8 protein-coding genes and 1 pseudogene are annotated in these 15,427 nt (G+C 65.5%); 8 read left to right on the top strand and 1 reads right to left on the bottom strand.

What is annotated here, in order from left to right; all coding sequences use genetic code 11:
- Positions 1-18 precede the first annotated feature (18 nt).
- The 8 genes from KXD98_RS27760 to KXD98_RS27725 all read left to right on the top strand — a co-directional run bounded on the left by KXD98_RS27760 (position 19) and on the right by KXD98_RS27725 (position 11,675).
- Complete coding sequence (locus tag KXD98_RS27760) at positions 19-963, top strand: conjugal transfer protein (protein ID WP_260765573.1); 945 nt, start codon at positions 19-21, stop codon at positions 961-963.
- A 34-nt stretch (positions 964-997) separates the two neighbouring features.
- Positions 998-1,270 (top strand): hypothetical protein, encoded by a 273-nt coding sequence (locus KXD98_RS27755; RefSeq protein ID WP_236439878.1) that lies wholly within the window; start codon positions 998-1,000, stop codon positions 1,268-1,270.
- Between the two features lie 28 nt (positions 1,271-1,298).
- Positions 1,299-4,142 carry an ATP-binding protein gene (locus KXD98_RS27750; RefSeq protein ID WP_236439880.1) on the top strand — a complete coding sequence of 948 codons (2,844 nt, stop codon included), beginning with the start codon at positions 1,299-1,301 and terminating at the stop codon, positions 4,140-4,142.
- The gene (locus KXD98_RS27745; RefSeq protein ID WP_236439881.1) at positions 4,136-6,244 is read left to right on the top strand and encodes a hypothetical protein; all 2,109 of its coding nucleotides are present in this window, start codon (positions 4,136-4,138) and stop codon (positions 6,242-6,244) included. The genes KXD98_RS27750 and KXD98_RS27745 overlap by 7 nt, the downstream gene beginning before the upstream one ends.
- A gap of 15 nt (positions 6,245-6,259) precedes the next feature.
- Entirely contained in the window at positions 6,260-6,973 is a 714-nt protein-coding gene (locus KXD98_RS27740) for a hypothetical protein (protein WP_236439884.1), read from the top strand.
- Positions 6,970-7,770 (top strand): hypothetical protein, encoded by an 801-nt coding sequence (locus KXD98_RS27735; protein ID WP_236439887.1) that lies wholly within the window; start codon positions 6,970-6,972, stop codon positions 7,768-7,770. Before KXD98_RS27740 ends, KXD98_RS27735 begins: the two co-directional genes overlap by 4 nt.
- Positions 7,767-8,573 (top strand): hypothetical protein, encoded by an 807-nt coding sequence (locus KXD98_RS27730; RefSeq protein WP_236439888.1) that lies wholly within the window; start codon positions 7,767-7,769, stop codon positions 8,571-8,573. Before KXD98_RS27735 ends, KXD98_RS27730 begins: the two co-directional genes overlap by 4 nt.
- A gap of 561 nt (positions 8,574-9,134) precedes the next feature.
- On the top strand, positions 9,135-11,675 hold the full coding sequence (locus KXD98_RS27725; RefSeq protein WP_236439891.1) for a hypothetical protein: 2,541 nt from the start codon (positions 9,135-9,137) through the stop codon (positions 11,673-11,675).
- A gap of 337 nt (positions 11,676-12,012) precedes the next feature.
- Here KXD98_RS27725 and KXD98_RS27720 read toward each other — a convergent pair.
- Positions 12,013-15,427: pseudogene (locus KXD98_RS27720) on the bottom strand (TrwC relaxase); the annotation flags it as partial.

Raw genomic sequence — 15,427 nt, 5'->3', positions numbered from 1 at the left:
AGGAATCTCGATATGCAGATGAGCAGGATCTGGCAGCGCCGCATCCAACGGGGCAAACACACCGCCACCGCGGTCATCAAACCGCTGGCGATCGGTCTGGCCGCGCTGGCAGGACTAAACCTGGTGTGGCAGTTCTTGTTTGGCTCGCCGCCGGATCTCGTCACCCCTTCTCGGGAAGTGGTCAACAAGTCGGCGGTGGTCAGTGCATTCGCTCAGGACTACGTGTCGGTGTGGCTGACCGCAAGCCAGTCCGATGCCCACAGTTTGGATCAGTTCGTCTCGGTCCCCAAAGGGAATCTGCAACTTCCCTCCACTCCGGCAGTGGTGATCAACACCCCCACCGTGGTCGCAGTGACGTTTGCGGGCACCGCCGGCAAGGACGCCGACGCCGAGGTCTTCTCGGTGGTGGTGGGGGTGACCCAACGCCCGTATGAATCGGCCAGCCCGCAAAGGGCGCTGTACCGGGTGCCGGTGCTGTGGTCGCGGTTTGGGCCGCGGGCAGCGTCGTTGCCAGCGCGGATCAGCGGTCCCGGTGCTGGCGCGGATCTGCCCCTGAGCTACCCGACCACCCTCAGTGAATCGGACCCGGCTTACACCGTGGCCGCCGGATTCCTCACCGCGTACCTGACCGGCAACGGGTCGGTGGAGCGCTACGTCACTGCCGAATCGAAGCTGCTGGGCGTTGCCGGAGCCTATGAGAGCGTGACGATCTCGGGAATCACCGCTGTCACGCCGCCGCCGACAGCCCCCGCAGACGGGCAGACCGTGCGCGTGCTGGCGGCTGTCACCGCAGTGACATCGCAGTACGCGCCCAGTGAGCTGAGTTACCCGCTGACCTTGACCGGCGTTGGCGGTCGGTGGTTGGTGGCGGCCATCGACTTCGCTCCCGCAGTGTCCACCGACGACGCCCTGGTACCGGTCACTGTCGCCACCGACTGGCGCAGCGCACAAACCCCGAATTAACCCCTCTCATCAGTACACCCGGAAGGAACGCATCATGACCGTAACCACCCTGGCAGCCGGTGACTTGTTCACCGCCATTCCCTCGCTGTGGCAGTCCGCGCAGATTCCGTTGGCGATCATCGCCATCGCCGTCGGCGGTGTCGCCGGGGCGTTTTCGCTCACGCGCGGCTTCGGTGCCGCCGCCGGCCGCGTGCTCGGAGGCATCGCCATTGCGGCCATCATCCTCGGCGGGGTCGGGCTTGCGGTGAGCATCAAGAGCACCGTCGACAAGCACGGCGGCGGAATCACTTCCGGCCAGTTCGGCTGAGCGACCGCAACAACCCCAGCAAGGAGTCATGGTGGCCGACGACGCAGATAAACCACGCCGGGCGCGGGTCTACGCCGATGTGCGCGATTTCCCCATCTATCTGTCGCACATCGACGACAACACCCGGCTGTGGTTTGCGCCGTGGCGCATCTGGGACGGGGCCACCTTCCTGGTCGGCTCTGCGGCCACCGTGTGGGCGACCCGCCACTGGCTGGAATCCGGGCATGCGGTCGCGGTCTTCCTGTTCGGGGCGGCGATCACCGCCGGACTGACCGTGCTGGCTCGCCAGGTTCCCGTGTCGCGGCCCAGTCCGTTCTATCGGATCATGTGGCTGCTGGAGGGCCTGGTCCGCAACCGCCATACCGCCGCCGTCGACGGGCGTCGCGACGCGTGGCTCTCGCCGCCCGAGGAGGTCATCGACAACCTCATCTTCACCCCCGGCGGTGTCTACGCCGAGTTCATTGTCGACGGGCAACCGGGCGGCATGATGTCCTACGCACTCAAGGACGCTGTCTCCCGAGGACACCGCCCCCTGGTCCGTCAGCTTCCCTCGGGGATGCTGCTGTGGGGCGCCAACGTGCGTATCAATCCGCGACAGTTGTTGCGGCGCATGCTCTCCGGGTACGAGCGCTATCCCAACTGGATTCAGGAAGTGCGGGATTGGGAGCACTTCGTGCAGATTGAGCCCTTCTACGAGCAGGTCTTCGGACTGCGTATCCCTGTCGATGCCGGGATGGAGGGCCGCAGTGGGGTGGGCGGTCTGGCCAAGATGGCGACGGTGGTGGCAGGGCGCGATCCTGACGACCCGCAGTCGCTGGCCGGTTATCGCGAGATGGTCGACAAGCTCCTGACGAAGATTCCCCGCCAGTTCAATGCACGCCCCGCCACCCCCCGCCAGATCCATTGGTGGTACCGACGTCGCTGGTCGCTGGGCGCACTCTCCGAACCGTTCCCGCATGAGCCAGGCGGCCCGGATCGGCTGACCAGCACCGACTTTGCCTCGCTGATGCCTGCCGACTTCGACGGCGGTGATCAGATGTCTCGTCGTGACCACCGCAGCTGGTGGCGGCGGCTGCTGCCGTCGTTGGCGCCCCTTCTGGTGATTCGGCGGCCCAAGCAACCCGCGAGCTATCAGAGCATGCTCGCCGTGGCGCAGCTACCGCGAGCGGGCCTGGTATACCCACGGGCCGAGTATCTTCTGTCCCTCTACGACGTCGAGGTCGATTCCGAGGTCGAGGTCGACTGGTTTCAGCACGTGAGCACACGCGCGGCTGAGCGAGCGTTGAACCAGATCGACCGTGCTCAGCGCAATCTCGATGACCAGGCGTTCCAGCGTGGGTCCGCGCGAGCCAGCAACTCTGATCTGGCCGAGCGGTACGCCGCCGGCGAGGAGTACAACGCCAAACTGCGGGCCAGCAAGTTGGAACGGGAGGTCAGCGCCGCCACGGTAGTGGCCGTCGGTGCAGCGACACGAGACGCACTCGACCGCGCTGCACATCAGTTGCAGACGCATTTCGCCGAGGAGCTCGACACCACGTTGAGTCGGTGGCGTGGCAGCGCACAGGTGGCGCTGTGGCAGACGGGCATTCCCGGCAGCGAGGAACGCAGCCCCCGGAGTCAATTCGACCAGCCGACCACCACCACCGAGTGGGCACGGTTCTCACCACTGGTGTCCAACGAATTGGGCAACGACACCGGAATCCTGTTCGCGCGGAACATGGCCACCCGCCGTCCCAGCCCGGTGTTGCTGGACCCCGAAGGTGTCGCACACCGCCGGGGCGCACCAGGGGTGCTGTTCTTCGGTCCACCCGGCGGCGGGAAGTCACAGGGCGCCAAGCGGATCGTGACCGAGTTGCTGGCCCGCAACAGCCAATGCTCGATTGTCGATCCCGGCACCAACCGGGAGTGGGAGCCGGCCCTTGCCCATCTTGGGGATCGGGTCGTCTACATCAATCCGACCCGCGGGGACGTGTCGATGGACGGTCTGCGGATCTTCCGGCGCGAGATTGCAGTGGAACGCACGCTGGACCACCTGCTGCCGATGATGGGTGTCGAACCGGACGCCGAAGTCGCCCGGCAACTGCGGTTCTTGCTGCGTCCAGATCAACGGGTGGCTGAGAGCCTCGGCGCCTTGGTCCGGTACCTGAACAGTCTGCGCGGACAGCAGGCCCGTGAGTACGCCGATTTGACCGCCAAGCTCGACATGTGGGCGAACATCGACTACCTGCGGGCAATGTTCGACGAGTCGCTGCCTGTGCCGCCGATCGCCGAAAGGGATGCCGTTGTCTGGTTGACCTCCGAGTTGGAGTTGCCGACGACGGCGCAAACCGAGGACCTGCACCAGTACCGCCGTCAGAGTGCTCGGGCGCGGGCCGGGTTTGCGATCTACGGGATGATCGCCGCGCTGACCCGTGAGGCATACACCGGGCCGCACCGCCGACCGGGAGGATTCGGTTGGTTTGTCGCTGAAGAAGCGCGGACCTACTTCTCCTCGCCGGTCGGGCAGGAGGACGCGGTTCGTTTGATCACCCAGGGCCGCAAGGAGCGTTACGGCCTGATCGCGATCTCCCAGCATGTGGAGCACTTCCACGGCATTCCGACAAAGGACTTGCCGTCGCGGATCATCACACCGTTCAAGCCCATTGAGCGGGACCAGGCGCGGACAGAGTTCAAGGCCATCGGCATCGACCCCGACGAGTACCCCGAAGTGCTCGATCTTCGCACCGTCGAAGGGCACGGGTATGCCTATCTCATTGACGAGTTCGGCCGGGCCGGGCTGGTAGACATGCTGCCCCCGGTGCAGCAAGAGCGCGTGCAGGCATTTGACACCCGAGGACTCGATGACACTGCGGGAGTACATCTCCCATGCTGACCGCCTACTGCGCCTGGCGTTACACCCATCCCGGCCTTCGCCGGGCATGGCTGATGACCCAACTCCTGTGGGCCGGGGCGCTCGTCGCGCTGGTGACTGCGCCTCAGGCCAGCGCAGCAGGATTCACCAATGCCGTGGGATGGACCGGGATCACCGACACCACCGGTCAGCCCATCGGGTCGTACTTCATCGGCACTGTCTCCATGCTCGATGCCGTTCGCGAGCAGGGCAGCGACATGAGCATGCTGGACCCCTCGTCGTGGGTGCCCGGCCTCGCTGACCGTGTCCAGATTGCGTTGACCTACAGCCAGTTAGCGACTCTGCTGGGGCTGTGCTGCGGATTCCTGGTAACGGTCTGCGCCCTGGGGATCTGGTTCATCAAGTTCGCGTTGGGGTCGGTGTGGCTGGGCTGGCTGGGTGCGCTTGCCGCCCCCGTGGCCGCGGCGATCGGCCATTTCGTGCAAACCTTCCAGATCATCCCGCTGGCCCTGGTCATCTGCTTGTTCGTCGGCGGGATGCTCTGCTATAGCCGGGGTTTCGGCACCGGGGCGGCGGTGATGGGCAGCGGATTTCTGGTGATCCTGCTGATCGCCTTGTTCCTGCGTGACCCGGTTAAGGAGTTGGTGGGCGAGGAGGGCTTGCTAGCCGTTGGCCGTTCCCTCGGGTTCCAGATTTCCTTGGGAGTGGGCAACAACGGGTCGCTGGCCGGCGGCAACATCGATGCCCAGACCACGGCGTTGACCCAATGGATGGCCACCGTGTTGGTTCGCCACCCCATCCAGATCGCCAACTTCGGGGAGGTCATCGACAACTACTCCGGCTGCGCGGCGGCCTGGAATGCCGCCCTGAACAGAGGCAGCGGCATCGAGGGGACCTCTGCTGCGATCGCCGGAGCCGCCAGCGGGCCGGTGCAGGCGATGGAGCAATGCGGCCGGATGGAAGCGGTGGTGCATGCACGCCAACTCAGCGGCGAAACAGTCGGATTGATGTTTTTCATGAACTGCATCGTCTTGGTGCTGTTGCTGCTGCTGTGCTACATGGGCTGCGAAGTGATCCGCATCGGGTTTCTCACCTTCTGGAACGTGTTGGTGCTCGTCCCCGCCGCGGCAGTAGCCGTCGCTCCGGGACCGCAACGTCAGTACGCCAAGCGCACCGCGCTCAAACTGCTGGTGCACGGCGTGGAGATGATGTTTGCCACAGCGGCTTTCGGTGTCGTGCTGGTGATCATGTCCCATGTCACCGGCAACACCATGCCGGGTATGGATATCGGCCATCCGATCATGAAGATGATCGTGATGCTGCTGATCACCGCAGCGGCGGTGTTCGGATTCCGCGCGCTGCTACGCGGCTTCGGCGATTCCGGGCTTCCCGGCCCGATGACGATCGCCAAACGGTCATTCCAGTTCGGGATGGGACCTGCCGGGCAGGCTGCGGCAATGCGGGGCAATGCCCGCGACATGCGCCGGATGATGCGCGATGACACCGGACTGCCGAGTTCTGGTCAAAACTCCGACGTCGGTAGCCGTGGGCCTGGGTCAGGGCCTGGACGCCGACCGCATCCCCCGACGCCCGCCAGTGCCGGATCGCGCGGCCCAGGATCGGGTCCCGGCGCTGGTGGTGCGCGCACCGTCGCGCCGCCAGCGGCGACCCCCGCCAGCAGCGCGGTCCCGGCGAGCACCGCATCTGGTGTGAGCAGTGGCGCGGGGGCCGTCGGTGCCCGCGCGGCGGCCGCGGCGCCAGCAGCAGGGGCTGGTGCTGGGGCGGCCGGGACGGCGGGTGTAGCTGGGACCGCCGGCGCATCGGCGCTGGCGGGGCCGGCCGCCCCGGTCGTCGCCGGGGCGGCACTGACAGCCAAGGCTGTTTCTGACCGTCGCAGCAAAAGTGACGACAGCACCGCAGGACGTCGACCCGCGCCGCCACCACCGCCGCCGCCTGGGCAGTCAGCAGGATCAGCTCCTGCCTCCGGCCGCACGGGCAGATCCGCAACGAGCCCACCGGCTGGAAATACGGCCGCAAGCACCCCGCTGTCGGACCGCGGTCGAGACGAGGACCAGCAGCCGCCACCCACAGCAGGGCGCCGCGAGCAGCCCCCACAACGGTAAGAGAAGGAGGCCAATGTGAAGCACACCGCCAAGCGGCGCATCGCAGACGGCGACGGCGCCTCAACCCCATTAGGGGCACGACGCGTCCAGCCGCCTGCGGGGCACTGCAGCCACGGCATCTCAGAGCGCGTGTACTGGGCGATGTCACGACTGACCCATCATGGCTGGACAGTGGAGCAGTTCGGCCCGCACGGGTGGTCCGGCCGCGACGAAGCGGGACAGCAGCACGTCATCGACGCCCGCGCGTACGGCTTCGGTGACCCCTCGTTGCCACTGCATGTGGGTCGACTCTTGGCTCACCTGGGGCGTCTAGAGATAGCCGAGCGCACGGCCGCGGAGCGCTTGATCACCGCCAAACTGCGGCTGCACATGCCAGCACGCAAGGCACACCCAGACGATGCACGCACGGCATGGCTCTTACCGACGGGCCAGGCCCAGCCGTGCGCTCCGGTTCGCCAGGCGTATTGGGCAGCACTGACGCTGACCGATGACTACGGATGGCAGATCACCAACGTAGGCGCGGCCGGCTTTGACGCCATCACACCGGGCGCTGCCCGTGTGACTCCGTTTCGCCCCAGTCGGCGGTGCGTAGCCACGACGGCTGCCACCCTGGCCAACCTGCTGGCCTCGATGGAGGGCAGGCACATCATCGAACTGGCCGACCTGATCTCGGCGCACCGCCGGGCGAGCCACACCACACTGACTGCGGCCATGGGGGATTCCCGATGACCGCCATGATTGCCGCCCCGCAGATCGCGCTGCCGCACGACGAGCGGGCACCGCTGAGCTTTGACCACGCCGCGACGTTTCGGCAGATCGCCCACGATCTGGACGCTGCCGAGTTCTTCGACAACTCGTCGGACAGCACCGCAACTATCGAACGGCAGAGCTGGGCGGCAACAGCGTTGTTCGCAGTGCGTCTGGCCGGGCGCAGCGACACACTGCGGGGCCTTCACCGCCACGGCGGCGGCGGCACCGACCACACCCGGTGTTCCTGCAGAGACACGCCGGGCAGCGGCATTCAGCAGGTGTTGTGCGACTACCTCCAAGCGCCCTCCGATCCACTGGCCCTACCAGGGCACACGATGGGTCTCACCCTGCGGCGGCCGTGGGCGTCGATGCTGATGGTGCCCGAGGAAGCCGGCGGGAAGAACGTCGAGAACCGCACCGACACCACCGCCTACCGCGGCCCCGTCCTGATCTACTCCGGGGCCAGGCTCGACCTCGCCGGCGTCGAGATCGGCACCCGTAAAGGATTACGTTCCATGGACTTCCACGCCGCCCAGCAGGGGTGGCTGGGGGCTGCGGTGCTCGTCGATGTCCACCGCGCTCGCGGCTGTTGCTCCCCGTGGGGCAACACCCGCAAGACACAACAGCTGTACCACTGGGTATTCGAGTCGCCCGCACGCCTGGCCCGCCGACCCTGGCGAGATGGCGCGCGGGGGTTCGTTGGGCTGCAACCGGTGTCGTGGTCTGCATTGGTCAATCCGAAGGTGTACCGCGAGGCGCAAGGAGGACGGCAATGATGGACTACGACACCACCAATAGCCTGGGCCGAACCGCGCTACGCACTGAGGCCGATCGCCGGCAACAAGCCGAATATCACCAGCGCGAACGGGACCGCCGCAAGCGCAATGCACTCAGTCAGATCGTGGGGGTACTCGATGATGTCGCCCCGCAGCATCGTCCCCGTCCCCACCACCGAGACGATGTCGCCAGGTTCTACGGCGTGCCCGACCGCAGGGTGCAGACAGTCCTGCACCGCCATCGCGAGGAGTTCGTCTCCGACGGCTGGCGCGACACCGATCCCTACGGCCGGCCGCACGACTTCTGGACCGACCAGGCGGTAGTGCGGGCGGGACTGCTACTGGAAGGCTCGACGGTAGCCGCGCACTTGCGGCACCTGCTGGGGGAGGGCACGTTGCCGCTGGTGTTTTCACTCAGTGACAGCCGGATCAACGAATGCCAGCAGCTGTACCGCAAAGCGCTCGCTGTCGTCGGTGACGTGCACGATCTGAGCCCAGATGAGTTGTGGCACACCATGCAACAGACCGACCGTTACGAGTTGATGGCGCTGGTGGTGGCGTTGGCTGCACTCGTTGACTACGACAAGCCCAGCCCCGGCGCGTGGCTGCGGGCACTGAGCACTCCCACCGGCAAGCGCAAGGACGGCAGCGTTCGGCGCGGATTGGCGTTGCTGATCCCGGCGCGGCAAAGCATCGACGACCGTCGCCAGCCCCGCCCCGGCGCCGCGTTGAACGCTGCCACGGACAACGGTGGTAGCGGTTCCCACCCCGACGACGGCGAATCCAAGAGGGAAGCGTTGTGACCAGAGCCGAGACCTTTCATCTCCGCGCTCAACTGCTGGAACTGTTACGCGCTGCTGAAAGGCCGATCAGCACCGCAGCGCTGGCCAGGATGCTGCCGTGGCACACCGAACGATTAGACCTCGGCTGCGAACTGGTCTGTCTAGCTCCACGTCCTAAGCGCACCATGGAAGTGGTTGAATGCCACGGCAGCTGGCACATCATACGCCGACCACGCAGTTCCCAGGATTCCGGCGCCGGGATCTACCGGCATCTGAAAAGCCTTGCCCACCAGGGCAGTGTGCGCTCCATCAACCGGGGTCCACGGAAAGTGGAGTGGGAATACATTCGGTCGCGCTAGCTGGCGGCATGCAGTTTCCTGTGCTGCGCTCTCGGCTGGTCAGGATTCGGGACCGTTAGCGGGCTGTCGGATGACTCGCCAGATACTTGCCGTGGCGTTGCTCTGCCACGGCGGCAGTCACCTTTGGGGCGGGTCGTCGGGGCACGGCAATATATTGCCTAACGCGGTGGGCTGCTGGTGCTCGCTGACTTGTATCCCGGCTGGGCTAACATGGAGGAACAGGATGGTCTACGCCATCGAATTGGTCGGTGACAGAGTCACCCTGCCACCCGCTGGGTCTCTCAACCCGGAGGGTGTCTCATGGGCACGGATCCGAGGCGAGGATTCCCACAATATTTACGCCCGCCGCTTAGTGGAGTTCGCTGACGCATCGTATGCAGCGCAGGGTAAACGTTTCGGCACGATTTCGGTCTCGCTGGCCCTCATACCGAGGCCGGATAACCCGTATGACGCCGATGCGGTGTCCATCGCCTTACCGAACGCGATGGGCGGCGACGCGGAAGACCGCTGCTTGGGCTACCTCTACCGACACACGATCCGTAGCTGGGGAATGGATAGCGGCGGCCGCACGGACCTGGTTGCGAGACTCGCTGCATTGTCGAAGGACCGCGAAGTACGCTTCACCGCAACGATGTCGAGAGACACGGACCCTGCGGACTTCGACGACGAGGAGGACGAGGACGACTGGGATATCTCGTATCGTGTCCCGGACCTCCAACTTGATCTGCCGAAGGCTCAGATCATGGCTGGAGCGATCGCGACCTTCCTCTCCGAACACGAGACGCGCGGATACGGATTCGATGCTGCGGACCCCAACCGCGGCTGGCTGTCTACGGCCCGTCGGCCCGAACCCTTGACACCCAAACGCCGTTGGCTTCAGGACTTGCGTAGCGAACTCATGAAACGCCTGAAAGACGAGGTTGTCACCCATACGGACAGCAATCGTCACACCAGCCTGCAGGTGCGCAGACGCCAGGAATTCGCCACTAGGGTCGTCAACGAGCACGGTGGCTGCGTTGGAGTCGTCAGGACCAATCCCGACCTGGTGATGGTCGGAAGCGAATTCGACAGGCCCGCGGTGATTGAGGCGCTGACTCGTGAAGGAATCGCGCTTCCGTTCGACCCTGCGCCAGGATGGTTGAACGCATCCCTCCATCCAGATTCGAGCGGATGGATCTATGTGGTGTGGGTCGGCAGGATCGCGGGATTGAACGTTGAGCCGATTCTGGCCGGCTTTGACGTCGAGCAAAGTGAGCTGCACGTCTTCGCCGCCGAGCTGGACGCTCCGATCCAGGGGCTACTTCGCCGCGCCGGGTATGTTCCGCGCACAGTGTTGCTAGGCGACCACCCTCGTGATCCAGATCAGTTCTTCGGCCAGGATCTGATTGCGCGAGTGGAGTATCCACCGACCGCTAGGAAGCTACGGCCCGAGGTGCGAGCCCTACTTCCTGAAGATTGGGCCCACCATATTGAGGCCGGTTGGCGTGCGAGGGAGGAGGTGCGATCGCGTAATTCGACGATCAGCCACACAATTTTATCGTCCACTCCGTTGGAGCAGCGTCCTCCTGATGATCCACAACTGCCAATGGGTCTCATCGACACCTACACTGTCGGCGACGAATCCGATGAGACACCGTGTCGTCTGTGCGGCGAAGCCCTAAACCCGTACGCAGAACCTTCGCCGTACTGCCTCGACTGCGTTGACGACGCCCGATCGGGTCTCTTCGTCGATCTCGGCTTCAACGAAGCCTGGCACCCGGCGGTCATATGGTCACTCAATCAGCTTGCTGTTATCGAGTTCGGCGGTGCCCCAGCGCAAGCTCAGCTCCGCAAGCTGCCCAAAGACGGGCCCAATGCCGACCTACTGATGCTGTGCCGAATGCTCACAGCCAGACGCGGTTTCGCCGTGGCCGGCGGGGAGCGAAAGGTTTACTCTTGGACGGATTGGCTTGGCCAAGCGGGACTCCTTGCGGACGGTTTGCGAACGAGCCGCGGCGTCACTGTAATGGCAAAGGACGGCCACATCTGTCGCTCTCTCCTCGAACGCCAAATTGACGACTTCTTCTACGATCACGGGATCTCACACGACATCGAACCGCACTATCCTTTTGACGCCGAGATCAACCGCGACGGTTATCGCGCAGACTGGCGACTTTCCGACGGCACATACGTCGAAGCCCTTGGCTTCACCGCCGACCCGGTATACATGGCTAAGGCGCAACGCAAGATCGACTTAGCCGCCAAATACCAGATCCCCATCGTGACCGTCACTGAGGCCGAGTTGCCGGACCTGCACGCTATCTTCGCGAAGTGGCTTCCACCCCAAATCGAATGGCAGACGGCGACTACCCTTCCGCCCCGTCCGGCCACGATTGGTAGGAAGAGGAAATCGAGGACCGACGCCAATACCAATGGCCAGAATCAAGCCAACTCGCAATCGCGATCCGATCGCCTGGAGCGTTGTCGTACTGCTGTTGAGCTCCAGGCCGGTGGTGCGACAAGAATGCAGATATCCGAGCATCTCGGAGTCAGCCTGGACGTGGTTGGAGACCTTCTCAGGGATGGAAAGTTCTATGCAAACCCGAAGTCCGATCAACCCAGGAGTGCATTGGCACAGAAGGCGGCGGATGCACGGGTACGTGGCCTCACCCGTGCCGGGTTCCAGTACGAAGAACAACTATCAAACGCTAAAGCGAAAGAGTGCTGGCGCGACGCCGACGTCCTGTTTGGCGAGGCGCTTCCATCTCAGCACGACGACCATTAGGACTAGGGGCGAGCTGGCGGGCATTGCCGAAGGTGAACTCGTGCAACAGTGTTCCGATCGTTGAGGGTTGCCTCGGTACGACACCCGAAGACCAGCTCGATTCCTCAGCGGAGCGAGGTGTGGGTTCCTTGATGAAACCAGCGATTTCGTCCTTGGCCTAACTATCCCGTAGCTAAGCTACTGGGTCTGCTGCACGAGTAGGTGACAGTTTCGGTCACGCGGCCTGACTGGCCGGTGTGGTCATGCGCAGCGTGAAGTCATCGAATGACAGCACGGCTCTGATTTTCACCGGAGCGCCGGCGCGGCGCATAACCGCCGAGGGTGAATCGGTGGAAAGCTATTCCGCCTGCCGGTCGATCGAGTGCGCACTGCGGAACTCCATACTTCGCAACCGGTCGCTTACCCCGTGGGCGGTGCGGTGACGGTGGATGATCTGTTTGTATTCCCGCAGGGCAACGGTGATTTCGGTTGTGAGCTGGTCGGAGGGGAGGTTGTTGGCCTGGGTGAGGGCGGCCTGGAGGTCGGGGGCCTGTGATGGGGTGTGGCGGATAGTGCCGGTTTGTGTGGCGCTGAGGGTGCGTGCCCAGGGCAGGTCTTTGTTGAGGAGCCGCAGCAAAGGTGCCGAGGGTGCGGTCGACCAGGCCCGAGGGTCGGTGTCGATGAGGATGAGACGGGCGTCGGCGTTCTGCGCGGCTTCTGCGAGTTCACAGATGTCGGTGGGGGTCATGTGTTGGGCGTGATCGATGACGACGATCGTGCCGGATGCGGTAGTCGCCGGGTCCAGGCGAAGTGTGCTGGCATCGATCGCCTCGGGGTGCAGTGCGCAGTCGGTCGGGTCGTCGAGGACTCGGGCGGGGGCACCCCAGACGATGCGGCGGTCTTGGGCGGCCGCGGCAGCCTCCAGGATGGCCAGCTGGGGGAGCACTTCGGCGCGGTCGGTGGCGGTCACGGGAGTGATGGCGAATGGGTTGGCGGCCACCGCGGTCAGGGCCGCCGCTGGGATGGGGGAGAGTTTGGACAGCGACGTCGGGTCGAGGCGCAAAGGTGCTTGGAAGGTGTTGTGGCCTGCGGCGGCGAGCACTCGAAGTTCGGTGGTGATGGTCGGGAGTTGTTCGATGATGTGTTCGGCGGTGCGGGTTTGGGCGTGGGCGAAGGCGTGGGCGGCGGCGGATTCGGCGTCCATCAGTTGATCGAGTAGGCGGCGTAGTTCGGCGCGGCGGGTGCTGACGAGCCGGTTGTCTTCGGCGCGGCGTTCGGCGATCAGCGCGTCGACGTCCGCGTGGGTGACGATGTTCTCAGCACCGCCGGCGGCGGCCGCGCGCTGCTCGGTGGCCTCACGCAAAGCCGAATGCCACCGTTCTGCCGGGGTCTGCGTGGGCAGCGCCACGGTCGTGAGGAAATTGAGGTACTGCGCCGCTGAGGCCACGTCGAGGGGGTCGCTGTCCTCGGCGCTGCGCAACCGGTCGTAGTCCTGTTGGGCGGCCTCGATCAGGGCCAAGTTGGTCGTGTATGCCTCGTCGTCGTCGTGCCAACGGTCGAGCACAGCTTCGACTGCTGCCAGGTAGGGGCGGTCGGCGTCGGCGCGCAACCGCATCTCCGCGATCGTGTCTTTGGCGGCCTCCACGGCGGGTCCTCCGGCGGTGGACTGCACTTGGGCGGTGAGAGTTTCGTAGGCGGTGACGGCGTCGTTGTATTGCTCGCGCAAGGCCCGCACGTCGGCTTGGGCGGCGGCCAGCGCGGCGGCCGGGGCAGGCCGGGTGGTGCTTAAGGAATCGAAATCGAGCTCGTAGTAGTCCTCGTCTGCCACCACAGAGTGGTCGTCGGGCGGGGCCAGCCAGGTGTCCTCGTAGGGGTCGGTGGGCAGATCGTCGTGGAAGCCGAGGGCGGCGGCGAGCACGTCGGAATCCGACAGCGCGTCGGTGAGCACCAACGGTTCGATGGTCGGGTGGGGGCGCTGCGGGTCGGGGTGGCGGTGTTGGAGTTCTTCGTATTCCTCGTCGGTCAGTGGCGGGTGCTCTGGTGTGGGGATGTCGTGGTCGTAGGGGTTGTCGGTGGTGAACAGATCGATCGAATAGGTCAGCAGCCGCGCGTACTCGTCGGGGCGAATGTGGTGGCTCAGTGCGGCATCGGCATCGGCTAGGTGTTCGGCGGCGACGTGGAGCAGGTCGAGGGGTTGCCAGCGCTGAGGATCAGCGATGGCGATCGCCGTTACGAGCGCGGGGAAGGCGGGGTCGGCGGCGATGGTCTCGGCCAGCGCGCTTCCGAATACGGTGTGCAGATCGGGCAGCCAGTCCGGTCGCAGGCCGTTGTTCGCGGTCTCCAAGAAGGCCGGCGACAGCGTTCCGCACAGCCGCCACCACAGGGCGGCGGCGGGCAGTTCGTCGGGCAGGGGCCGCTCGGCGGTGGCCTTGAGGAGCAGTTGTTTGATGTCCACCCCGGTGCGGGATGCCTGCGCGAGATGGCTGGCCAACTGGGGCCAGAACGGGTCAGTACGGAGGCGCGGGTCGATCGAGTCGACCAGTTTGTTGTAGCGGCGGTGGTTGTCGTTGGCGCCGATCACTGCAGCGCAGCGGTTCTCCAGACGGCGCTGGGCAGCGCGTAGTCGGGCGGGGTATTGCTCGGTGCCGGTGATGCGGGTGTCGGCGTCATCGACGTCGACCGAGGCGCGGAAGACCGCGAGATCGGCAGCGAGCGCGGTGTCGGCGCCGACGATGGGGCGTGCCCATCGGGGGGCGGTGGCCGGCGTCCATGCGGCGGCTTCGGCCCGCACCGCGGTGTCGAGTTCGCGTACCAGTTCGGCCCGGCGGCTCAGATAGGGACCCCAATGTGGGTCGTCGCGCAGTCGTGAGGGGATAGCGGCAAGCCAGGGCAGCGGGCCGGTTCCTCCGGAGTGGGCGCCCGACGGATCGAGTCGCCAGTCGATGACTGCGGCCGGGTCCGAAGCGTCGCCGAAGTCCCCGGCGTTGACCACGGCGGCGAGCCGCTTGAGCGGGTTGTAGCCGTTGGCGGCGATCAACGACAGGTGCTGACGCAGCACCGGCCAGGCCGTCGCTGTGGTCAGGCCGGGCAGGATTTCCTCGGCGCGGCGGTCCAGCGCGGCGTGCTCGGTGGGTGTGAGCAGTTGCTCGGCGGCTGCGCCGACGGCGTGACCGTACATCTGGGTAGCGGCGGCCAAACGGCGGCGCGGGTCTGCGGTTTCGCGGGCCAAAGAGGTGGCCGACACCTGTGCGGCGTCTCGGGCCAGGGCACGGGTCAGTACGTCGACCGCGGTGTCGGGGTGGGTGGCTTTGGGGGTGAGGATGCGGTGCGGATCGTTCTCAGCGGTCGAGAAGTAGATGTGGTTTTCCTGCACACCGCGCGACAAAGCGGTGTAGATCTGCTGGCGGCTGAGCCGGTCTGAGCCGACAGTGTGGCAACGGTGTCGGGCGGTGGCGCCCTGTGCGCTGTCGATGGTGGCGGCGTAGCCGAGGGTGACGTGGGCGCGCACGTAGGCCGCTGGCAGATGGCGATGAATGCCGGATTCGAGGTGCGTGACGGTCAGGGAGCCGTCGGTGTCGACGGCCGTCACTTCCCAGCGATAGCCGTTGCGGACGAAGTCGTTGGTGCCGACGGTGAGCATCCGGGCGTTCTTTTTGGTGAACACGATGTCTCCGACGCTGGCGCGTGCCCCGCTGGCCAGTTGCGCTTCCACGGTGGGCACATCCTCGCCAAGTGAGGTGAGCCGGTGCAGGCGAGCTCGCTCATTGAGTTCA

Source organism: Mycobacterium sp. SMC-4 (genome assembly GCF_025263265.1).
Lineage (GTDB): Bacteria > Actinomycetota > Actinomycetes > Mycobacteriales > Mycobacteriaceae > Mycobacterium.
The sequence above is the reverse complement of the archived record's forward strand: the minus strand, read 5'-3'. Positions and strand labels throughout refer to the sequence as shown.